This is a genomic window from Bacteroides sp. 3_1_13, assembly GCF_001185845.1.
Lineage (GTDB): Bacteria > Bacteroidota > Bacteroidia > Bacteroidales > Bacteroidaceae > Bacteroides > Bacteroides xylanisolvens.
In genome coordinates this window covers 3,203,447-3,224,682 of sequence record NZ_KQ236955.1, presented here as the reverse complement: position 1 = coordinate 3,224,682, position 21,236 = coordinate 3,203,447, and the positions used below count along the sequence as shown (strand labels likewise).

General features: G+C 47.8%; 19 protein-coding genes and 3 pseudogenes. 8 read left to right on the top strand and 14 right to left on the bottom strand.

Annotated elements, in window-relative coordinates; genetic code table 11:
* Nucleotides 1-15: 15 nt before the first annotated feature.
* Nucleotides 16-279: pseudogene (locus tag HMPREF9009_RS26165) on the top strand (hypothetical protein); the annotation flags it as partial.
* A gap of 204 nt (nt 280-483) precedes the next feature.
* Here HMPREF9009_RS26165 and HMPREF9009_RS11965 read toward each other — a convergent pair.
* From HMPREF9009_RS11965 to HMPREF9009_RS25955, 6 genes and pseudogenes are all read right to left on the bottom strand, one after another.
* Nucleotides 484-1,848 (bottom strand): WG repeat-containing protein, encoded by a 1,365-nt coding sequence (locus tag HMPREF9009_RS11965; RefSeq protein WP_032541074.1) that lies wholly within the window; start codon nt 1,846-1,848, stop codon nt 484-486.
* A gap of 25 nt (nt 1,849-1,873) precedes the next feature.
* On the bottom strand, nt 1,874-2,929 hold the full coding sequence (locus tag HMPREF9009_RS11960; RefSeq protein WP_032541073.1) for an SH3 domain-containing protein: 1,056 nt from the start codon (nt 2,927-2,929) through the stop codon (nt 1,874-1,876).
* Nucleotides 2,926-3,639 (bottom strand): hypothetical protein, encoded by a 714-nt coding sequence (locus HMPREF9009_RS11955; RefSeq protein WP_225651448.1) that lies wholly within the window; start codon nt 3,637-3,639, stop codon nt 2,926-2,928. Before HMPREF9009_RS11955 ends, HMPREF9009_RS11960 begins: the two co-directional genes overlap by 4 nt.
* 19 nt (nt 3,640-3,658) lie before the next feature.
* Entirely contained in the window at nt 3,659-4,555 is an 897-nt protein-coding gene (locus HMPREF9009_RS11950; RefSeq protein ID WP_007478987.1) for a BatD family protein, read from the bottom strand.
* A 433-nt stretch (nt 4,556-4,988) separates the two neighbouring features.
* Nucleotides 4,989-5,581, bottom strand: a pseudogene (locus HMPREF9009_RS26395) (N-acetyltransferase).
* A gap of 2 nt (nt 5,582-5,583) precedes the next feature.
* Nucleotides 5,584-5,751, bottom strand: coding sequence for a hypothetical protein (locus HMPREF9009_RS25955; protein ID WP_007219681.1), 168 nt, complete (start codon nt 5,749-5,751; stop codon nt 5,584-5,586).
* Nucleotides 5,752-6,211: 460 nt separating this feature from the next.
* Between HMPREF9009_RS25955 and HMPREF9009_RS11935 the strand changes: the two genes are divergently transcribed.
* From HMPREF9009_RS11935 to HMPREF9009_RS11905, 7 genes are all read left to right on the top strand, one after another.
* The gene (locus HMPREF9009_RS11935) at nt 6,212-6,697 is read left to right on the top strand and encodes a hypothetical protein (protein WP_004294379.1); all 486 of its coding nucleotides are present in this window, start codon (nt 6,212-6,214) and stop codon (nt 6,695-6,697) included.
* Between the two features lie 17 nt (nt 6,698-6,714).
* Complete coding sequence (locus tag HMPREF9009_RS11930) at nt 6,715-7,140, top strand: PcfK-like family protein (RefSeq protein WP_004294380.1); 426 nt, start codon at nt 6,715-6,717, stop codon at nt 7,138-7,140.
* A 2-nt stretch (nt 7,141-7,142) separates the two neighbouring features.
* Nucleotides 7,143-8,408 (top strand): PcfJ domain-containing protein, encoded by a 1,266-nt coding sequence (locus HMPREF9009_RS11925; RefSeq protein ID WP_004294381.1) that lies wholly within the window; start codon nt 7,143-7,145, stop codon nt 8,406-8,408.
* Between the two features lie 432 nt (nt 8,409-8,840).
* Nucleotides 8,841-9,185, top strand: coding sequence for a hypothetical protein (locus HMPREF9009_RS11920; protein ID WP_004294382.1), 345 nt, complete (start codon nt 8,841-8,843; stop codon nt 9,183-9,185).
* A gap of 1 nt (nt 9,186) precedes the next feature.
* Entirely contained in the window at nt 9,187-9,381 is a 195-nt protein-coding gene (locus tag HMPREF9009_RS11915) for a hypothetical protein (RefSeq protein WP_004294384.1), read from the top strand.
* A 12-nt stretch (nt 9,382-9,393) separates the two neighbouring features.
* Nucleotides 9,394-9,678 (top strand): hypothetical protein, encoded by a 285-nt coding sequence (locus HMPREF9009_RS11910; protein ID WP_007219680.1) that lies wholly within the window; start codon nt 9,394-9,396, stop codon nt 9,676-9,678.
* A gap of 343 nt (nt 9,679-10,021) precedes the next feature.
* Nucleotides 10,022-10,390 (top strand): hypothetical protein, encoded by a 369-nt coding sequence (locus HMPREF9009_RS11905; protein WP_004294386.1) that lies wholly within the window; start codon nt 10,022-10,024, stop codon nt 10,388-10,390.
* Between the two features lie 58 nt (nt 10,391-10,448).
* Here HMPREF9009_RS11905 and HMPREF9009_RS11900 read toward each other — a convergent pair whose 3' ends face one another.
* From HMPREF9009_RS11900 to HMPREF9009_RS11870, 8 genes and pseudogenes are all read right to left on the bottom strand, one after another.
* On the bottom strand, nt 10,449-12,014 hold the full coding sequence (locus tag HMPREF9009_RS11900; RefSeq protein ID WP_017140671.1) for a zincin-like metallopeptidase domain-containing protein: 1,566 nt from the start codon (nt 12,012-12,014) through the stop codon (nt 10,449-10,451).
* 43 nt (nt 12,015-12,057) lie between these two features.
* Nucleotides 12,058-13,863 carry a reverse transcriptase/maturase family protein gene (locus HMPREF9009_RS11895; protein WP_007219678.1) on the bottom strand — a complete coding sequence of 602 codons (1,806 nt, stop codon included), beginning with the start codon at nt 13,861-13,863 and terminating at the stop codon, nt 12,058-12,060.
* Nucleotides 13,864-13,876: 13 nt separating this feature from the next.
* A complete protein-coding gene (locus tag HMPREF9009_RS25755) occupies nt 13,877-14,131 on the bottom strand; it encodes a hypothetical protein (protein WP_137570004.1) in 255 nt (84 codons plus the stop codon).
* Nucleotides 14,132-14,432: 301 nt separating this feature from the next.
* Nucleotides 14,433-14,627 (bottom strand): annotated as a pseudogene (locus HMPREF9009_RS11890) (ArdC family protein); the annotation flags it as partial.
* A 5-nt stretch (nt 14,628-14,632) separates the two neighbouring features.
* Nucleotides 14,633-15,241 (bottom strand): hypothetical protein, encoded by a 609-nt coding sequence (locus tag HMPREF9009_RS11885; protein WP_004294390.1) that lies wholly within the window; start codon nt 15,239-15,241, stop codon nt 14,633-14,635.
* 267 nt (nt 15,242-15,508) lie between these two features.
* The gene (locus tag HMPREF9009_RS11880; protein ID WP_004294392.1) at nt 15,509-17,056 is read right to left on the bottom strand and encodes a glucosaminidase domain-containing protein; all 1,548 of its coding nucleotides are present in this window, start codon (nt 17,054-17,056) and stop codon (nt 15,509-15,511) included.
* A 4-nt stretch (nt 17,057-17,060) separates the two neighbouring features.
* A complete protein-coding gene (locus HMPREF9009_RS11875; RefSeq protein ID WP_004294393.1) occupies nt 17,061-19,397 on the bottom strand; it encodes a zincin-like metallopeptidase domain-containing protein in 2,337 nt (778 codons plus the stop codon).
* Between the two features lie 27 nt (nt 19,398-19,424).
* Nucleotides 19,425-21,230, bottom strand: coding sequence for a hypothetical protein (locus HMPREF9009_RS11870; protein ID WP_004294394.1), 1,806 nt, complete (start codon nt 21,228-21,230; stop codon nt 19,425-19,427).
* Nucleotides 21,231-21,236 lie beyond the last annotated feature (6 nt).

Sequence of the window (21,236 nt, the reverse complement as noted above, 5' to 3'; positions counted from 1 at the left end):
CCATGCAAAGGTACAGCAGGTAAATCCGACAGTTTCACGCTTCAGTTGTTCTTCCTGTGGCATGTACGGATTCGGAAAGAACCTGAAAATCTTGCACCGTTCAAATACGCTTTGGAAGCCTGTTGCTTGGATAATGTACAGACTTTCAGTCGCCGATACATCACGCTCGAAAAAGCATTGCTTCATTGCCTGAACGGTTTCAATGAGAATGCGGTCATTCCGAACCGTTACCAATCCCTGCAAAACTATTTTTGCAGACATACACATGGCAAACGCTAATCCCCGGCAGAGGATTGTCTTGCAGTACAAGTCTCCGATCCTGTAAAACAGGTTTCGGAGACTTTATTCTGCACGGTCATTTCTCCGGTTGTCTTTCTATGTCGGCAGCTTCCTTGTTTAAGCCGGTACTCTATTCCTCTTATATTCAGCCGAATTATTTTTTATTCTATGATTTTTATTATAATTGTGTATACTTTAATGTTACTATTCATTCAATTTTACCCACTTTCGTTGGTTAGTACCAGACTCCATGACAAGACATTTTCCGTTTTCTATCATGTAAATGTGGGCATATTGGCAGGGGACAACCTCTTTCCCCTGCCGGTTGACAACACCGTTCCGGTACGTGTATTTGGCGACAGCTTTGACCGCTTCGGCATACTGGCCGCCACCCAAGTTGAAGCTTTCAATGCGGACATATCTGTCACAAGGAATAACCAACTTGGCTTCTTCTACGGTAGCACGTCCGGCAAAACCATCCTTTCCGCTTCCTTTGATATAAAGTTTCAGCCAATCGTCATATACATACATTTCATCATAGATTGGCTCGAGCACAATATTTCCGTCCGGGTCTATCATGCCATATTTCCCATCAAGGGAAACTTTGAGCAGGTTGTCCCTATATTGCTCTATTTTGTTATAAACTTGGGATGTGACTTGCTTGCCTGTCCGGTTATCCACCAGATAACAAAGACCGTCTTTATAAAGCGCATACCTGTTTCCCGGCAGTGTTCTCGAATAGTCGTATATGGGCGGAATGACCTCTTTTCCGTTCGAGTCAATGTAGCCAACCTTGTCGTTGAGAATGACATGGGCAAGGTTTCCGTCTGCAAACGCACCTATTTTCTCGTATTTGCATGGTGCCAGTACATTGCCTTCAAAGTCCATCAGACCGTATCTGGAATTATACGAGATGCGGTAATAGGGAGTGTCGTCTTTCGTGCGCAGCACTATCAGGGGCTTGCCTTCTTTATCCTCTATGGTATAGTAACCGTATTGGCAGGGCAGAATCATTTGTTTCTGCGCATTGAGGAAACCCTCCCTGCCGGCTTGGTTAACAACGAATAGCCCGCTTTTCAGTTGTTCTATTTTATCGTATTCAAACGGCACGAGCACTTTACCCTCCGTATCGATGATGCCTGTCTTTCCGTTCTTTACCGCATAGGCTTCGTGTGAGGCAAACGGCGTGATACGTTCATAAATGCAGGGAATGATTTCCCGGTTTTCCTTGTCGATGAAACCATACAGCTCCTCTTTTGCCACCAATGCCCTGCCTTGGTGGAAGTAAGCAGCCTGAGTATATTGCAGCGGGATGACGATTTCTCCTTTACGGTCTATGTACCCAAAGTACCTGCCCACTTGCACTACTGCCAAATCTTCGGAAAATTCTTCGGCATAATCGTATTTGCCTTCTATCCATTCCTTGCCTTTTTCATCGACATAGCCGAATTTCCCGTTTTCGCAACGGTGCGGTATAAGGGTAGATGGTGGTTGACTGTTACATGACACTATGAGCATAAGCGGAACAGCCAAGAATAAATGTTTGAGCATACTTCTGATCGTTTTCATAAATCTAAATTAGGTTGGACGATGTTTAATTTATTCTGATATATTGAGAACCCTCCTTTCGCCACGTCTTGCCTGAACCTGTTACATCTTTGTAGATTCCAAAGCCATGTTCGTAGGCTTCATACGTACCGTCATAATCTTCAATTATGATATTTCCGCGACTTCCATTGCTCCCTCCACTGCCGGAGAATGCTGCCAGCCCCAGCCACAGTAAAGCTCCAAGTATCAAGGTGCTCAACATTCCAAGAAAAGAAATTCCCAAACCAAAAGCAAACATCGTGAACGAAAGGCTCATCCAAATACCACAATCTCTTAACAAATAGAGCAATACTGCCATATAGGCAACGAAAGCAAGTACGAAATGCCAAGTCTCGTTAAAGAACGGAGCTCCTGGCGAATCAGGGGTGATACTGTCGTATCTATTGTAATTAAAAATACCTAAGAACAGGATTACTCCTACAATGATAAAGATACCAAACAGAAGTTTTCTCCAAAAGCCATCGAAAAGACTGCCCGTAAACTCCCGGTAAATAGTGTACTGGAAGAACAGGATGCCAATAGCTACAAAAAAATTGATAATAGTAAATATCCATCCTACATCCGAAGGGTCGCAGAACCAGACGAGTGCGCTGTCACTCCCAGCTCCGAACATGAACAGTTCAGCCCCGCCCCATAAAAGGCAACCTGCGTGGAACAACGATCTGGTATCTGTACGTAGTCCGATGAAGGCAATGACGGCAAACAGCAATATGGCAAAAGGGGTATAATGCCGGAGTTCGGAAAGACCGACTGTGGAGTAAGATGTTCCAGCCGGAGCAGCCAGAGTGGAGAAAGGCTCAAGGTATTGTTCATGCACATAGCCCGTGCGACCGTCATTCAAAGACACTTGTGCCCAATCATCTTCGCACGCCGTCACCTGCACGAGATCTCCATTGGACAACGACCCGATTTTAGCCCCACCCGGTGCATTGCGCACATTGAGCGTGGAGTTAACGTTTACCCGATATAGACCGGGAGCAATGGCGGCAAAAGCGGTCATCGCAAAAAGGACTACCGCCAGCATTAATAAAAATCTTCTCATGGCAAAACGAACGGTTTATCAAATGACGACTGGCGCAATCTCCATAAGACTGCCGCACATAATGCAATCCAACACAGGTCGATGGCAATATACCCGCATGGCAGCGGAAACATGTTCAGCAGGATAGATACCACCATAACTGTCGCACCCGCAATGCCTAATACTTTGTCTTTCTTAAACAGTAAGGCAAAGACAATGGCAAATGCCAAGAAAGCTGCCCAAAGCGCCCAATTACCGTAATAATTCAAATCGTTCATCCAATTCCAATTATTCCCTACACGGGACGAAAGCAGAAGCCACATAAAAGGATAATCAGACTTGCCTTCCGTTTCCCAATAATTCTCCAAAGAACGGTACATTTCATCTCCGTCAAAACTGGATACCATATACAAGTCGTAAACGGTATTCACCAAAATCGGAACGAGACTGACACACCACAGCACAAAAGCCGTTTCGCCCAGCCACTTGTTTACGTGTACTTTCACTTTGGCGAAGAAAAGCGTCGTGAAGAAATAAAAGCAAACTGTGTAAGGAAAGTTAAGCCACACATAAAGAGGATATAGGGTAGTCGTGCTGTTTCCTCCGAACTCACTATACCAACCAACCTTTACCATTTCATCCTTACCGAAACCGGACAGGAACATCAGATTGACTAACAGCACATACGCCGTAGTCAGCAGCATTGCGGTTATAATTATTTTCGTTTTCATATCCATAAGTTTTAGCTGTTTATTCGTGTGCATGGAGAGTGATGCCCTGACAGTTCACCCGTTGTTTTACGAATTGGTGGTTGCCGTCCTCAAAAAATGCTTCAAACGGGTCTGAAGAAAGATTGTACCGCCTGATATAAACATCCATGTACAGGTCTCCTATACGAAGTTCTCCCGCCCGTAGGGGATAGAGTAATAACTTCCGGAACACCGCCACCTGATAATTCTTTCCATTCCGATGCTCTATTTGCCATGCGCTGCCCCGCAAATCTATCGGTTCTATTTTGAAATCGTCCGAAGAGATGAGTTGTTCCATATTGGCGAGGCTATCTGCAAGGGATGTGGTATATAACTTGCATTCCAACACGACGGGTTCATTTATACGAGGAGAGCGTTCTGATACGTTCATTGTCATAAAGACATCCGGTTTTGGTTGTGGGTCGGAAGAAGGAGGTAATTTCCCGTCAGGTACGACATTCACTGCGAGTTGCTGCGAATGTAGCTGATGCCCGTTCACCACAATACTTGCAGAGGGAATGGAACACCTGCCCACCTGTAATGCCTGCAACACATAAGTATAAGACTCTTGATATTTCCGGTTTATTTCTCCATCTACTTTTTCCACATTGGTGGCACTGCTTTTGGTGGGGCCAAGTAACACCTTAAAGCCTTTCAATTCGGGCACAGCAAGATTCTGTATTTCAACAGTAGCAGGTTTCTCCGGGAAAGATACAATAAATGTTAGCCGGAACTGTTTATTAATTTCGATATTCTCCGGAGCAGAAACTGTAAACGTAGGATCATTATTTGCGTATGCTTTTGCCGCTGTTCCGATAGCGCATAAGCAACATACCCATGCAATAAGTCGTTGGGAAAGAAATGTCTTTTTTGCGTGAACCGATAATTTATCCATCATCCTAAGTTCTTTTATGTCTTCCCAGTCCTTAGAAGGCTGTTATTAAATAATAAAAGCGTGAACTGCAAATGCCACGTCTTAAATCGAAGGTCGTAGGAAACCTGTAGTACAGATATGGATATAGCAGCCCACGCTATAGCGTGAGAACCACTATGCCTTCCTTGTACTACATCTGAAAATTTCCTACGTTTTCGATTTACAAGATAAGCATAACGCTTCTTTCTTTTCTAAATATGTCTTGGATAGAGTTGCCTCAATCCGATTGCAAATATACGAAAAAACTATCAATAAACTCTTTTCCTGATTAGAAAAGAAATTGCTATTCAGTAAATTATATAACTTGAACCTTATGACCGCATTTGGCGACTGCATAATATGCACATAAAAAACGGCCTCGAATGATTATTCCGAGACCGTTTCTGTCAAATTCAAGTTATATCAGTCCTTTATATGGCAAGCGCGTTTTCAAAGGTGCGTCTTGTGGAATGTCATAATATTGCTTTTCTATCTCTTCTGTCTTGTATAGAGGAAGAAAGCCGTTTTTGTCGTAATACTTAAGCACCCTTTCCTCGTTGTACGCATCCACTACGATAAAGCGGCATCCCGTTTTATTGTCCTCGTGACGGAACCAGTCTTTTATAAAGGTCATCAGTTGCTGTCCTACATGGCTCGGTGTGCCCTGATATTCCCGGTTTACCCCCAGTCTTCCTATCAGTACAGCCGGGTAGCTACGCCCACGTTTTGGGTTTACGATATTACGTTACAAACGATTTTTGTCATTGGAAGAGATTAATTTGGTCTTGATGCTGTCATTAGCCAAGGTAAACAACGCTACAATACGGTGCGGAAATTCAGTCGTCACCCAACATTAAGTTTTCCCTAAAAGTTCATCCGCATATAAATCGGCATCATGAAGGAAAAAATCATCAAGATCATCCTCGCCGCAAGTGAAAGGGAGACACTTTTCCCGCACTTCCCTGTATAGGCAAGCATGACGCAATCATCGTATAAAGAAATCCCGTTCATTGTTAGTTGAATCGGAATGAACGGGATTTCTCCAATACCTTTTGTAGCCGTTTCTTGGCCGCCACGGACAACTGTGGAGTTACCTTTACGGCATTCTTTTCTGCATTACGCACGAAATCTTCTGCCGTAGCACCTTCCAAAACCGGAATATTCTTAATCGTTATAACCATAATCATTAATTTTATGCAAATACTACTTTATTACCATACAACAAAATGGTACGCTGAATTTAACAATAACAGGGCTATATCAATTCACAAACAATTTGCCACTTTTTTATGTGGTTATTCTAACCATATTACATTCCTCTTACTATCTTGTCGTCGCTCCCTCGCCGGTTAGATTTTCCCATGCAAAGGTACAGCGGTCGTCCGGCGTCAAGCACCACTGTGCTAACGGCTCTTGAATTTGCCCGGCAGCCTTCCGCAAATCAAAGATGGCCTTTCAGTTCCCCGACAGGCACGGGCATGTCGGGTTGGGTATTCCGTGAAATTCTCGGCCGTTTGCTTGCCTTTCCGTCCTTTTCCCGCTGTCTGGCTTGCATGTAAAATCTCTCCCGGCAAGGAAAGCCGAAAGGCTTCCGAAGGGAGGGAAAAGAAAAGCAAGTTCAACAAATTAAAATTCAAGGTTATGCACAGCAAGATTTTTCAAATTACTCGAACCCGAGTGGACAAGGACAACTACCTGAACGAGGACACCCTCATGCAAGGCGATGACAGCTTTTTCGATTATTGCGCCGAGATTGACGACGAAGAACGCCAGTACCATATCGACAACTTGGTAAACAATATTCTGCCCAAAGGCATGTTCGAGTTTGTTTCCGACGATACCATACGATACAATGGTGGTGCGGCACAATGGAGAGAAGATTTTGTCGCAGACATTCGAAGCAGGGCGGAAGCCGTTACCCCCGAAAGCGTGCAAGAATGGATTGGCCCGGTCTATCAGCTCGAGAAATTTCTGAAAAACCCGCTCGATACCGCCTACTGGTTCTACATGGACGAAGAGGGATTGCAATCCCACGCCGAGCAATCCTACGAGTTCCTGCGACAGGTATGCGAATTTGAACCCGGCACGCTACTCTATATCGGCGGTGTTATCGACTATCATTTTTAACCTCAAAATGCAGAACGATGAAAGGTACGGAACATTTCAAACAGACTATCAAGGAATACTTGGACGAAAAGGCACGGACGGACAAACTTTTTGCCGCGTCGTATGCCAAAGAGAGCAAGAACTTGGACGATTGTATCACGTTCATTCTCAACCAAGTCAAGGCAAGCGGCTGTTGCGGAATGACTGACGACGAAGTGTGGTCGCTCGCCATTCACTACTATGATGAAGACAACATCGACGTGGGAAACCCCATTAGCTGCGGTGTCGTGGTCAATCACAAGGTAGAACTGACCGAAGAAGAAAAGGCACAGGCTCGAAAAGACGCGCTGAAAGCCTATCAGGAGGAAGAAATGCGCAAGATACAGCAACGCCACAGCAAGCCGAAGCCGACTGCCAAAGCTGCACAGAGCAACCAAACAGAACTTTCACTTTTTGATTTCTGACCATGAAAGCACGGACGAAATTCCAACAACGGGTAGCAGCCGCCAATGGGCGGTTGCTGCCTATCACAGAGAAGCAGACAGAATGGGCGTTCCGGCATACCGTCAGACATTATGCTTTTCGTACCCCCAGCGGACGGACGACCTGCCTTGATTGCGGATATCGGTGGAACGAGACGAAAACTAAACATTGCCATTGTCCGAACTGCCATGCCAAACTGACGCTCAAAGACACGCTTTGCCGCAAGACGGACGAGAAAAGTTATTTTTCCGTCATCACCACGCAGGACGGATTTCAGGTACAGCGGATTTTCAGAATGACCGTTTATTATCACAAAAGCCGGAAAGCTCGGACGGACGTGTGCGAAGTGGCGAGGTATTGGATGGACGAGAACGGGAAAACCGCTCTGACGGCCTTACAACGGGCAATGGGACGTTACTTGGATTGTTTTCTATACGGGTCGGGGCTGGAACTGCGGAATGATAACTATGTGTATCGCCACATTGCCGACTGCTATGTCTATCCGAAATACACGGTTATTCCGAAGTTACGGCGTAACGGCTTGAAAGGTTCGTTTTCAGACATCGCCCCGCAAAAACTGATGAAAGCCCTGCTGTCGGACAGCCGTGTGGAAACGATACTCAAAAGCGGACGCAAACGCGACCTCAAGTATTTTATAGACCACGCACAGGATTTGGATTTATGTTGGTCATCCTACAAAATCGTGTTACGCCAGAAGTATCGGATAAAGGGCATGGGAATATGGGCAGATTATCTCCGTATGCTCGACAGGTGCGGCAAAGACTTGCACAACGCCCACTATGTCTGCCCTGTCGATTTGAAAGCCGAACACGACAAGTACCAGAACAAGGTGCGTATTCTCCAAGAACAGGAAAAACGCATGGAGCAGATGAAACGGGCGAGGGAAAACGAGGCACGTTTCAGGGAGTTGAAAGGCAAGTTCTTCGGTCTGGAGTTCACGGATGGGACGATAGTCGTCCGTGTACTGGACAGCGTGGAAGCCTACTACGACGAGGGCAATGCATTACATCACTGCGTAGGACAGTGCGAATATTACCTCAAACCGGATACGCTGGTATTCTCCGCACGGATAGAAAACAAGAGGGTCGAGACCGTTGAGTTGAGCCTCGAAACATTCAAGGTGCTGCAGTCGAGAGGGCTGTGTAACAAAAATACGAAATACCATAAACGGATTATGAACCTTGTGCATAAGAACATCGCACTTGTCCGAAAGCGTATGGCCGCCTGATACCGGCTGCTGTCGGTCAACCACCTGCCAATCGGGACAGGTGGTTGTTTATATTCCGGCCGTTGCCGCATACTTTTGTAGGTAGCGAACTACATTGAATCAGCCATTTATATGCCATGAGCAGGCAGGACGTTTATAGTTTGCTTCTCCCTTTTATACCGTCGGATTATCATTTCCTCGAAGCTCGTCACCGCCACAGACTGTTTTTACCGTGCAAAGGTACGGCGGACGAACGGCAGACCAAGTATCGCAGAGCTACCTTGCTGAAATTTGACGAAAACTTTCCGGAATCACAGATTTCGGTATTTCATAAAATTTCATCGGCGGTTCCTTGTTCGCGGTTCTTGCTTCCGCCGTCGGGTATCGCACATAAAAACCGACCCTGCGGCAGGCTGAAAAGCTCGGAACAAAGGGAAATAAAAAAACGAAACGATGACAACAACAGAACAAATTATCGCAGTAGCCACAGGATTGGGCTGGCAAGTATCGACAACGAAGCACGAAAATAGCGTGGTGTTCGATTTTCAGCAATATACGCCCAAAGGGCAGGACTTCAACGTCTCTGTTGAAATGAAAGACGGGGATTTCGACGGGTTTCTGTGCGGACTGGAAAATTTCTACGAAGGTTTCGACCCCGACTATGAAGCCTACCTGTGGATAGGCAATGACGGGCACGGCAAAAACGGTGCACCCTACTACATCAAAGACATCGTAACCGATATGGAAGAAGCCGAGAAAATGATAGAAACCCTGTATGAAACATTAAAAAAGCAATAGCATGAGAATGAAAACACTTTACACAAAAGATGCGGAAAGGGCAGGAATAAGCCGCTTTCCAAATTTCCACAGGACAGGAAGCATCGCCGGAATGAAAGAACTGTATTATGGCAAAAACGCCCTTTTGGTACGTTGCGGCAATTACATCTACAATGTATCGAGTGAACCCGAAATTTATTATAACATAGCACATTAAATAATATTCATTATGGAAAGGACAAGTTGTAAGACAGATTTTCAGAGTTGGAAAGGTATAATGGCTCTAAAATTACTTTGCTGCAATATAGTTGCAGGCCGTTTCGATTGGAAGAAATATTGTTGCCCACAACCTTATTGTGGTCAGGAAATTTGCGTCATACCGCTACATTGCTCCTATGGACAGATAGGCTATACCGTGTATTTCCCTTATGCTGATATGCCGGAAGTGGAATATGATTGGGAAATGAACAAATTAACTATCGACAAAGAGAACTGGGAAAGCTATTTAACGTGAGTATAATTCAAAATATAGCCAGTTGCCCGTCTTTGAAAAACATACATCAATGGCGGGCTTCTTTCAAAAAACAGTATGTTGTTATGGTAGAAAGGGAGTTGAAAATAAAGTTATATTAAAGGAGCGGGGCATAGAATATTCAATATCTTTATCTTCAACCATATATTTTCCCCGAAATTGAGCAATTTCTTTGCAAAAATCATCTGCCATACGATAAATCTCCGTAACTTTGGTCTCTGAAAATATCATGGTAATTGCTTAAATGTCGTTAATTGAATACTATAAATTCAATGCTTTTATTGCTATGTGCCTAATTTATTTACAGAATTAGAATTGAAAGAATATGACACAGACTTTTTATACCAAATGGCAATTTTCTGTCCTTGCAGATGCAGGGGGTTATGTATCAAAGGAATACAATAACTTCCAAACGGCGTTGTTGAGTGAAATATCCAAATATGCAAAAGCCGTGGATGCGGCAGTTGTAGCCGAGAGCAAGGGGCATTACCTTACAAGTTGCTTTATTGAGCGTAACGGTAAATTCGTGTACATAAGCCATTCTTCGGATGCGCGGATGGACGGTGGGGTAAAAATAGAACTTGATTCGTTCCTGATACGGACCGCCCGGCACGCAAAGGATTATACCGGTGGTATCAATCAATATTGCGATATGTCACAGCTACAGTCAATGATTGACAAACTGTTGTCTTAATGTAATGTATAAGAATGTGAGGTAGCGTTGAAGTGAAGCCACCTCACATTCGTTTCCGTTATCGGTGCAGACCGCTGATGTAGCTTTCCTCTTGCACTTCACCCTGATACTCCTCCATTTCGCCCAGTTTCTCGTTCACGCTTTGCAGGTTGGCCTCCATCGACTGACAATGGTCGTAAGCGAAGCGGTGTCTGTCGGGTATATCCGTACCGGTAAACGGTCCGGCATCGAGCGTGTCGGTTTCCCTGTTATACCAGACGAACAGATGTTTTCCGTTCGGCATCTCGAACATCGGGAGTTTCTGATGTTTCAGGACATCGAACTCTTCCGCCGCCATATCCTTGGCCACCTCTTTCACATCATCGCTGGCGTGGTCGGTTCCGTAACGCCGGATATGGTCTCGTACCTCCTGCTCCGTGTACTTCAGCATGATGTCGTAAGTGCCCCCGACACTTCCGTTGTACACTACGGCAAAGTCTTTATCCTCGATTAGCAGATCATCTCCCCGGTTCTGGAGGGGAGAAGCGAATGTATGCTGCTCGTCCATACCGTTGCCGTCGTAATACTCCTTGGCGAGTGCCAGCAATCCCTTGTAGTCGCCTTTGTCCTTCAATTCGTCCAGTTGCGTCGTGTCATCGGTAGATTGGAGATAAGCCACCGATGCGTAAAAGATACGTTCCTTGGTCGAGTGTTTGTTCTCTTGCTCTTCAGTAACATTTTGTTCCAACTCCTGTGCAATCTTATCCACCTTTTGGGTAACGATTGACGAAGCCCTTTTCACGTCCAGAAGCGTCGTCTTGATAAACTGTGGCGATTCCTTCAATTCATCGAGCCACCCTTTGAGGTATGCGCAACTGTCTTCCTTGATATGCTTGGTCATGCCATAGCGTTGTGCGATCAGTGCACTGCCGAGTTCGGCCACCAGTTCCTCGCGGGCATACTCTTTCGAGCCGAAAGATGTCGGCTGGAGACGGTCGAGAACACCCTCGGCGCCGGTGGAGTGGACCATTTCATGAAACAGCGTTCCGTAAAAGGCTTCTCCGGACTGGAACTGTTCTTTTTCGGGCACGATTATCTCGTTTCTCGTAATCGAGTAGTATGCTTCGTCCTGATGTTTCGGTTTGATGGGACAAATCCAAAGCTTGTCCCGAATCATCGTATCGACGGGCACGAAACTGAAATGTTCGCCGTTTTCGACCCTTTTCCCGTTCTCTACCTCCAACTGCTCCCACAACTCCGGTCGTGCCTCCCGCAAGTTGGTCTGGGCGACATTGAACACCCGGAACACCTGCATACGGGGATAAACATTGTATTGCGCCTTCTCCTCGTTGGAGAGCTTCTTGTAATCGTCATACTTGATTTTTTCCTTTGTTTCCTTGTGTATGCAGGTGAATGTGGTCAGCATCACGGGAAAGGATTTCTCACCTTTCAGCACAGATACCCTTGGCAGTTCTTGTCCGTCCTTACCGGGCTTGTTGAGCCGCTGCACACAGTCGAACGTACAGAAACGGGGAATCTTGTACCCTTCGTTCTCACAATGCAGGAGCAGTAGGCTCGGTATGGGACGCCTTGTCGTCTTTCGGCGATAGGTTTCCCCATACCTGCCTCCAAACCGAACGTACATGTCTCCATGTATTCGGCTTTCCGTTGGTAATGTCAATTTTCTGTTAAACATAGCTTTGAATCAGTGTATTGCATTTTTCGCATACTGCCAATGTCTTGCGTCCTCTCTTCAGCATTAATCTATTCCACTCCGTATCTGCTTTCAGTTTACAGAGTGTTCTGACATGGTGCATTATCAGTGGCACTTTATTTCCGCAAAGTTCGCACACACCGTTATTTAGCCTTTCTACAAGCGATGCCTGCGGCAGAAAATATGTATTCGGCATGTGGTCACATTCTGCAAAATCATTGACAGTTTTTCTTCTGAACCCCTCATTGTACAATACCCTGCACTTTTCTTGACCCTTGTTGTCCATATATCGGACAACAAAGTCCTGCCCTTCACGATAACGTTTCCATTCTTTACGCATGGTACTGTTATGTTTGTGTGCAAGAGTTTTAATGCAACTGCGTTTCATGATACCTCCGAAAGTACCTCCGACAGCTGAGATGTTATTGGCTATCGAATAGTAGTTATAGAACCCTCTTATTTCAAGGTTGTATCTGGCTATGATATCCTCCTCTTTCATGCTTGTTAGGAAGCCTCTGGATTCAGCCCACCATATTTCTTTGCCATTGACTTGTTTTATTGCCATAGCATTCATAGCGAGCAGTTTCTCCCTTGCAATTTCAGTAGGGACATGTAGCCTTACATTTCCGTTGAACATTCGATTCGTTCTACCGAGGCTATTCTTTACCTTGCTTTCGGAACGTTGTACATAAATTTCATATCCGAGAAATTTTGCCTTGTCCTGTGCGTTTGTGATTAAGGTCTTTTCCTCAGACAGCTCAAGTTTTAGTTGTTCTTGCATGTACTTTTTGAGGTCTGCCTTTATCGCTTCACAGTCGGCTTTACTGCCGATAACCCCTATAAGGAAGTCGTCAGCATATCTCACGTATTTTAGTCGTCTGTACTGTTCGTCCATGTCATTCCCATACGGGAGTTGTTGCATTTCTGTACGCATGTTTCTGATTTGCGAGATAAGGATTTTCCTTTTCTCCACGTCAATTTCGGCGTTCAGTTTACGTTTCAGCGAGTTTCTTTTGTTGCAAATACGGTTGTAGGCTGGATTTACCCGTCTCTTGTTACCCTTGTCGAACCTCTTGGCATACTCGTTCATGAACTTATCAAACTTGTCAAGATAGATATTCGCCAGTATTGGACTGATGATTCCACCTTGAGGTGTTCCCGAATAAGTATGATTGAACTGCCAGTGTTCTACATATCCGGCTTTAAGGAACTTTCTAATCAAGCGAATAAAGCGAACATCGTTTATTCTTTCTTCAAGTATGCTTATCAGTACGCTATGGTCTATGTTGTCGAAGAATCCTTTAATGTCTCCCTCGATGAACCATTTAGCCCCGACAAACCTTTTCTGAATGCTTGATAGTGCGGTGTGGCAGCTTTTGAAAGGTCTAAACCCATGTGAGGTGTATTCAAAATACCCTTCATATATGGCTTCAAGTATCATTCTTACCACCTCCTGTACAAGTTTGTCTTCAAAGGAGGGTATGCCCAACGGACGCATTTTACCGTTCTTCTTGGGAATATATACCCTCTTTGCCGGATTAGGTTGATATGTCTCGTTTTTGAGACTTGCTATAAGAGATTCTATTCTTTGAATGCTCATTTGGTCAATGGTCTTGCCGTCAGTACCAGGTGTCATATTGCCTTGCTTAGTGTAAATACGTTGATAGGCAACATAAAACATCTGTTCATTGAATAGATTTCGATACAGCCTTTCGAACCTGTAGCCCGAAACTTTGCTGTGTTCACATAAATTGTTTAATACTTGCTTTGGATTTCTCATAATGTCTCTCACATTATCCGTTGTTTGTATTAAAATTACCAACTGCTTCCCTTCGCCATGTACAAGGCTTTCCCTTGCTCAGACTACTACGGAAGCTCCGTTGCCATGTCGGGTATTCAGAGTCTTTACCCATAGCCTTTTGGCATCCCGATTTAGGCAATCTCCAGTTAGCACGCATAGTAACTATTGGCACGACAGATTGTCGGATGCGACTTTCGTTCTTTTCTTGCTTATCGCAAGTGCGTCGTGGTTGATACCTTTTGCCCATATTCCTAATGCTTTGGAATTGAGTACCACGAGAGGGCGTAGATATAACTGCCTTTCCGCCCACGCCACGCCTTATGCCGCTGAACTATCGTTGAACCAATGCAGGCTTCATCCTTATATCTGTCTTTCCCCCTCACGGAACTGTGTCGCATGACAGTTAGCCACACATTCCGTTTTACTGAAATGCTGTTTTCACCTTTTGCTTTCGCTCGGGGCTTATTCAGTTGGGAGTAGAACATATTGTATCCTATTCTAATCTCTTGCCACAGAGATATTTACTATGCGACCATTCTGGACGCACGCATCAGGGCATTCATACCGTTATACTCGCGCCCTGACAGGTTACGCGGCCATTGCAGTACACCCTCGGTAAACCACGGCTTGTGCCAATCTTTCTGGATGCTTTCGATTTTCTCGATCATCATCTCGGCAAAGAGGTCCAGCGCCTTATCCTCGCTGTTCGGTCCCTCCGTATTTCGCTTTCTATAACCGGCCATGACTGCTACTGATTGGAGTTATCCGATTCGGGAACATATTGCGTCAATTCTTCCACCCGGCAGGAGATGTCCGGCTTCCCGTTATGTGCCGAGACTGTCAGTTCGCCCTTGGCCTCTACCTTGACACCCGGTTGCAACCACTCTTCGCGTTGCCTGTCGAAGCAGAAGAAGCGCACCCACTGGTACTCGAAATTCTCATCGACCTTCTCGGTGCTGAATGCCGAGAACATCGTATAGGACTTATCCTTTTTGTCTTTCCGTTCCTCGATGTTTTTGCCCACCTTGCCGCGGAATGACAGTTCGCCCTTGATGGAATCTGCGATGTCTTTTGCCGTGGCGATACGGTCGGCAAAGAGGTTGAAATAGAGCTTTTCGCCCCGGCGTTTCAGGAACAGCGTCCCCGCAACCTCGACACGCAGTCCGTTTCGATAGCTGGATACCTTCTTTTGGGCACCCTCCTTGCTGACACTGATCTCGACCGTTTCGTTCCGGCCATCCTTACCTTGGATCACGATGCGGAGCGGAAAGGTCAGGAATGTTTTATCTTCCTTGGTTGTGCGCATCGAAGCGTCGCGGCTGATGGTGCCGCACGCCGTAATATTACACTTAATCATCTTCTTTTGTCTTTTTAGTGATACATAATCCACCGGACAAAGCGAGGTATCTTGAAGTTGAACATGCTGAAACCGTTTCCTAATCGGGTGCACGTATTCTCATGTAGATAATCCAGCCGGCAATACCCAGTTGAATGCCCACGATGACAAACGTCGCCGTCCAACCGAAGAGTCGGGAACAGAACAGGATATGCAGGGCGCAGGCGGACAACCCGGACAAATACCCGCAAAGTCGTATCATCACGCGTTTTATCATGACTTTTGGGATTATCTTTTCAGGTTTTCCGATTGTGCCCGTTGTTCGGACATTCCCCGTTCAAAGTTCTGCGAAACCGCCTCCGAGAGGATGATCGTGTTCAGCGTTCCGGTCACACGCAGTCGTTTGGCTTCTTCCGAAAGAGAACCGTCATTAAGCGTCACCGACAGGCGGCTTAACTCGGCAGAGGTCAGTTCTCGCGATACTTGGACGCTTCCGTTGTCCACTTGCAGGACAGCCCGCCCGTTTTCCCCGACCACGAGGTCGCAGGTTTTCATGCCCGGCAGCAGCGTTTTCAGGTCGATACGCCGGCTGTCCATCGCCTCGGAAATGGCCGCCTTTTGTTCTTCCTCGTTCTTGCTGTCGATTTGCGTCGCCAGCAACATCAGAGAGGTAAAAGCGGTCATGGCCATCTCCACGATAGGGTCGCTACACCCTGACAGTCCCACGCCACTGTCCTCCGAGGAGAGCAGTTTTTTCATCCATGCGTCGGGCGAAAAGTCTTTGCCAGCGACATTTCCTTCTGTTCCCTTATATCGGGCGAGCAGGTCGTTTCCGTTATGCAGCACCTGTTGTTTGATGTGACCCTTTTGGGCGATTTCAGCCAGATAAGCCGCCGGATCGACGTCCCGCTGTGTCCCGTCCGCATAAATCTGTTTGACGCCGAAGTGCAGATGTTCTCCCGTTGTTCGTGTTCCTGTGTTGCCGGATCGACCGAGCTTCTGGCCCGCCTGTACCATATCGCCTGCCTTTACGGAAATTTCGCCAAGGTGCATGTAGGTACATTGTACCTTACTGCCGTCCGGACGGGTGTATTCCACTGTCAGTGACTTGCCGCCGGGCGTATTATTTTTGCCATTGACAGCAATGACCTTTCCATCTTTCTCCGTGGCCAAGACTGCATCGCCGTCGCACCGGATGTCGATACCCTTGTGCATACGCTCCTTGCCGTCTGTCGGATCTTGCCGCATACCGAACGGTGAGGTGACGAATAGAAATTCTTTCCGTTCCACCGGAAACGAATACTCCGCCGCATTTCCGGCTTCCCGGAGCGGGTTCTCTTCCAAACCGAACCGTTTTCCCTGCGCTTCCATCTCCTGCATGACCTGACGGTCGTACTTTTGCAGCCCGTTCTGCTCGATGATACGTTGCAGGCTGTCGGCATAATGCCCGCCCGTGGCATAGCCCGCCTTTTCGAGGCCCTGCGTCCAGCCCTTGTAGTCGTCGGGAGAAAGCGAGAAACAGCGGGCATAGCGGCTGTTCTCTTTCAGGAAGCGTGAGTGGTGCTCATACGAATCGCCCACGCTGTCATAACTGCAGAACTTCTCGTTCGGCTTGTCATCGGAATACAGGCCGTACCGGCCACCCCCGGCAATCCATTCGGGCGTGGCCTTGATACCGAAGTGGTTGTTCTCATTCTGCGCCAGACGGCTCTGTCCGTTGGAACTTTCCAGTATGCCCTGTGCCAGCGTCACGGAGGCCGGAATGCCGTATCGCCGCATCTGTTCCATCGCATAGTCTGCGTATTGTCTTGTATATTCTTGATTCTTGTTTGCCATATTTCTACCTCCTCATGGTTGGACGTTGTTCGTTCTCGTTCTCTTCGTCGGTTGTTTCTGCAGGCCCGTTTTGCTGTGCCTTAGACATACCGTCACAATCCATCACGTATGCCCGTAGCGCATGAATTTGCTGCCTTGTTTCCTCATTGTCATGCTCGAATACCAATATGATTTTATTTGCATCATACGGAACGCGTTCTTTGCTCGGAGGCAGGTTCAGTTCGTTCGCAATGGTCTCCGCATCATACATGGAAGCGTAATAATTGTTCCCATGTTTGAAAAGGACAACCGCTTCCGGTTGTTCCTCTTTGATTTGCTCGTACTTACCATACATTTGTTCCGGTATATCTTTTATGGACAACTCTTTTAGGGATGAACCGGTTTTTTGGGCTTCTCCATCGGCTTGTTTCGAGTTCTTGTCTTTATCCTGTTGTTGGGTATCTTCTTCTTGTCTCTTTCCGGCAGTCACTTCCTGCGTCTGTCCTTTACGCAGCACATCGGCAAATAGCGTGGCCGCCAGATGGCATTTGTATTTGGCACGGTCCTCCGCCACCCACATGCGTTGCCATTGTTGCCGGGTGACGCTTCGGGGTTGTAATTTCTTTCCGTCAATGGTCGCCACGCACAGAGTCCCTTCTTGTTTGGTCTTGAACACGGACACGCGCTGAATCCGGTTCAGGTCAATGTCCTGCGCCCCGCTGCTGAACAGGTCCACTTTCAGGTCGGGTTGTGTTTCCGCCAGCGCATAATACTTGTGCGCCAGCTCCATGCGTACATTTTCGATATTGTCCATCGACTGTTTGAGTGTGGAGAAGAAGCGGTTCAGGTCGTCCTTGTCGGGATAGATACTGTACCCGCTCTGATGTTCGGGCTTCAGATACAGCGCCCAGCGGTTCTTGTCGTCCTGAATCATCTGTACTTGGTCGAAGCCGATTTCGTCCGCCCGTTTGACCGCGGGCGTTATGTCCAGTGTGGAGAGCATTTCCAGCGCCCAGTTTTTCAGCCGGGCCAGTGAGATCTGTTTTTGGGCGAAATAAGTATCATCGGGCCTGTACCCCCATGTGCCGTCAGGATTGAAGAAACGCACGTTTTCGATCCCTTCCCTTCGCAAAGCCCTGCCGATACGGGCCTTGTTCATGCCCGGCACTTCATTGTCCACTTCCGGCGACGCACCGGCAGGGAGTATCACGTCCGCCGATTTCGAGGACGGGTCGATGACGATGACAATGGTCCTGTCCTCCTTGTTCGGGTGTTTCCGGATCTCGTCGGCTACATAGAAATGCTTGGGTAGCTGCTCCTGCATGTCCGAGGTCTGCCGGCGGTTGCGCATCGTGGCATATTCGATTTTCTCGCCCCGTTCTGCCTTATGGATTACTTCGAGGGCGTTGTTCACGTCGCCTTCGAGGGCATCCATCAGGTTGGGGTTCTCCTTGAGTTCCCGGTTCCAGTAGTCCACCAGTTCAAGGCTTTTGTCGGACAGACGGGCGGGCAGCCCCAATTCCAGCATTTTGATTCCCGAAGCCACCTCCACGATTAGCCGTTCCTGTTTGAGGGCATCTTCCGAGGGACCCATGCCGTTTTTCATCACCATGCCTTCACGGGCCAGCCGTTGCTGGTGTCCTGTGGCACTTACGATTTGCCGCAGTGCCTCCTGTACATAATCGTTGTAGTGTCCGAAATCCCGTTGGCGCGGCATATAGACCGCATCGCGATCTGTCTCGTAATGGGGCATTCCGCTTCCGTCCGAACGCACGGGCACGAGATTATCCCTCATTTTCAGCAGGAAATCGTTGAAACGGATATGCAATCGCCGTTCGTCGGCCTCGGAATATCCCCGTTCCACGGCACTGCCGTCTTTCAGCAATACCATATCGTATTCCTCCTTATCCACGTAAGGCAGTGTCGTTTGGTCGATATTGAAGAGCGTGCGGATCTCCCGGTTATGTATGCCCTTGTACTGTTTCTGCACCTCCTCGTCCAGTTTCAAATAGGCATCCCGGCTGATGATGTCCTCCGGGTTGTTGCGATGGACGTACTTGTTCCAGTTGTAGAACAGGAACGGGACTCCCTGCTCGTGCTCGCGTACCGATGTGCCACGTGCCTTGGCATCGCTGTAAAGGGTGAACAGGTTGGTCTTGCACCCGTTCCGGTCCGAATGCAGTGCCATGAACAACCCGTTGAACGGGCTGACGGCGACGCCGCGCGGATAGAATTTCGGAAAGCCCTTGCCTGCGGCGTTGAGCCAGTGTCCTCCGGCATTCGACGCTTCGTTCAAAGCCGTGGAAAGCAACTCTATCTGTCGCTCCTCGGCATTCTTTTCTATTTGCGATTTCTCTTTCATACTCCAATTTTTTTGTCGGTTACGGGATTACTGGATGCCTCGCGTCCGCACGATGGTCTCCTGTTGTCCGTTGTCGTAATTCTGCGAAGCCATCTGGCGGAGACGGTCGCTTTGGACGAGCACGGCATTGGCCAGCGTGTTCAGCGGCAAGGCACCGGCACGGTAGGCGTCCGCCACCGTGGAATTAAGCTGCACCGTGCAGGGCACGTGGTCTATCGTGGCAATAAGGGTATTGCCTTGCAGTACCGGATTCACAATACGTGGATTGAGCGGCTCATCGGGATAGCGTCTGTACTGCACCTTTTTGTCGGTCGTGGCCACATTTCCGTTTCTCTCCGTCCTTTCTTTTCCCAGTGCCTCATGTCCCGCCTTGTTCAGCAGGTTCGCACCACCCAAGCCGATAAGCAACATCTTCAGCATCGGATTCTTGACGAATATGCCCGCCACGATACTCGCTATCGGCAGCAGGTTTTCTTTCAGTCCCAGCGATTGCGTCTTGCCTGTGAATATACCCAATAGCATGTCTGGCAGCATGGCCAACACACTGCCCGGATTACTCATGACTTCGCTGAAACCTTCCAGTCCGAGGAAACGGGTCAGCCCATCCCAACCGTTCTCGTTGGTCTGTATGGTCTGCGGTTCTTGCCCGGACGGCTCTTCCCGTATCGTTTTCTCGGTGGAGACTGTGGAAACCTGCACTTCTTTCGCCTCTTTTTCCCTCTGTTCGGATTCCTGACCGGCTTGTTCCGCTTCGGTATTCCCTCTTTCCAAGTCTTGCAGATAGGCTTCCTCCTGTCCGGGAGCGACCACCAACGGCACATCTTTATACCGTTCCGCCCGCTTCCGTTCTTCCCCGGCAGTTTCTTCCCGCCACGGCATATTTATACTGTCTGTTTTCCACCAATCCATAAAATCGAATGTTATAATCGGTATCTTTTTCTGTAACTCTCCGTTGGCTTCGGACAAGAGTGTGTTCTCTTTGGGTGGAATCGCCGCTGCTTCCTTACGGAATCCCTCGAACACATTGCTTTCGCTGCCGAACACCCCCTTGCTGATACACTCCTCCGCAGAGAGCGTCTGTGTCTCTTCTGCCCCGAAGTGATCGGCAACGGCCGAGATGGCTGTATCCGCTCCGATGAACCGTGCGAAGCTTGCCCATGAACCTGCACCGCCCAGCATGACGGTATCGGCTGAAGCCCCCAACACCCAACCTGCGCCTTTCTCCAACTTGCTCGGACGATAAGCGGCCTCTCCGCGCTTCTCTATCTCTTCGGCCAGCGGCGAGCGGCTTAACGCCTGCGGCAACCCCAACAGACTTGATTCAGCCGCTTTGCGGATGATGTAGTCCGCCGAGGACTTGGGCATACGTTCCTTTACCAGATGGTCTATCATCAGTTGCTCCACGCGGTAGTCCACGAAGGCGTAGGCGAGGTCGCAGCCCAATTCCTGCGACAGTTCATCGTAACGCTTGCGTCCGACTTCCAGCACGACGGTATCGCGCCACTCGCCGGCCATGTAGGCGAGATCGTGCTGTATTTCCTCCGACGAGAGAATCCGTTCCTTGCACATCCCGATGTAGTCTTCGGTTGTCTTGGAGTTCCATTCTCCTGTTACCTTGAGTGTTTGGTACGGGTCGGAGAGCGGTTGGCCCGCCGACGCCATCATGCCGAGTATGCCGCTTATGGAAGTCGAATACTTCTTCATTTCCTCGCCCTGCTTCTCGGTCAGGTAGGTTTGCGTCTGCGTCATGACGGGGACGAGATGATAGCGGAAATAACTGCCCATGAGAGTCTCTATTTCCGCAAACCTCCTGCTATGTTTGATTTCGTCCATATAATC

Bases quoted from the DNA above. Each gene is read 5' to 3' on its own strand.
- HMPREF9009_RS11930 (WP_004294380.1), top strand. From the start codon at position 6,715: ATGAAAGGTACGGAACATTTCAAACAGACTATCAAGGAATACTTGGAC.
- HMPREF9009_RS11880 (WP_004294392.1), bottom strand. From the start codon at position 17,056: ATGGCAAACAAGAATCAAGAATATACAAGACAATACGCAGACTATGCG.
- HMPREF9009_RS11885 (WP_004294390.1), bottom strand. From the start codon at position 15,241: ATGATTAAGTGTAATATTACGGCGTGCGGCACCATCAGCCGCGACGCT.
- HMPREF9009_RS11965 (WP_032541074.1), bottom strand. From the start codon at position 1,848: ATGAAAACGATCAGAAGTATGCTCAAACATTTATTCTTGGCTGTTCCG.
- HMPREF9009_RS11905 (WP_004294386.1), top strand. From the start codon at position 10,022: ATGACACAGACTTTTTATACCAAATGGCAATTTTCTGTCCTTGCAGAT.
- HMPREF9009_RS11915 (WP_004294384.1), top strand. From the start codon at position 9,187: ATGAGAATGAAAACACTTTACACAAAAGATGCGGAAAGGGCAGGAATA.
- HMPREF9009_RS11900 (WP_017140671.1), bottom strand. From the start codon at position 12,014: ATGTACGTTCGGTTTGGAGGCAGGTATGGGGAAACCTATCGCCGAAAG.
- HMPREF9009_RS25755 (WP_137570004.1), bottom strand. From the start codon at position 14,131: ATGGGCAAAAGGTATCAACCACGACGCACTTGCGATAAGCAAGAAAAG.
- HMPREF9009_RS11910 (WP_007219680.1), top strand. From the start codon at position 9,394: ATGGAAAGGACAAGTTGTAAGACAGATTTTCAGAGTTGGAAAGGTATA.
- HMPREF9009_RS11960 (WP_032541073.1), bottom strand. From the start codon at position 2,929: ATGAGAAGATTTTTATTAATGCTGGCGGTAGTCCTTTTTGCGATGACC.
- HMPREF9009_RS11950 (WP_007478987.1), bottom strand. From the start codon at position 4,555: ATGATGGATAAATTATCGGTTCACGCAAAAAAGACATTTCTTTCCCAA.
- HMPREF9009_RS11955 (WP_225651448.1), bottom strand. From the start codon at position 3,639: ATGAAAACGAAAATAATTATAACCGCAATGCTGCTGACTACGGCGTAT.
- HMPREF9009_RS25955 (WP_007219681.1), bottom strand. From the start codon at position 5,751: ATGGTTATAACGATTAAGAATATTCCGGTTTTGGAAGGTGCTACGGCA.
- HMPREF9009_RS11920 (WP_004294382.1), top strand. From the start codon at position 8,841: ATGACAACAACAGAACAAATTATCGCAGTAGCCACAGGATTGGGCTGG.
- HMPREF9009_RS11935 (WP_004294379.1), top strand. From the start codon at position 6,212: ATGCACAGCAAGATTTTTCAAATTACTCGAACCCGAGTGGACAAGGAC.
- HMPREF9009_RS11870 (WP_004294394.1), bottom strand. From the start codon at position 21,230: ATGGACGAAATCAAACATAGCAGGAGGTTTGCGGAAATAGAGACTCTC.
- HMPREF9009_RS11925 (WP_004294381.1), top strand. From the start codon at position 7,143: ATGAAAGCACGGACGAAATTCCAACAACGGGTAGCAGCCGCCAATGGG.
- HMPREF9009_RS11895 (WP_007219678.1), bottom strand. From the start codon at position 13,863: ATGAGAAATCCAAAGCAAGTATTAAACAATTTATGTGAACACAGCAAA.
- HMPREF9009_RS11875 (WP_004294393.1), bottom strand. From the start codon at position 19,397: ATGAAAGAGAAATCGCAAATAGAAAAGAATGCCGAGGAGCGACAGATA.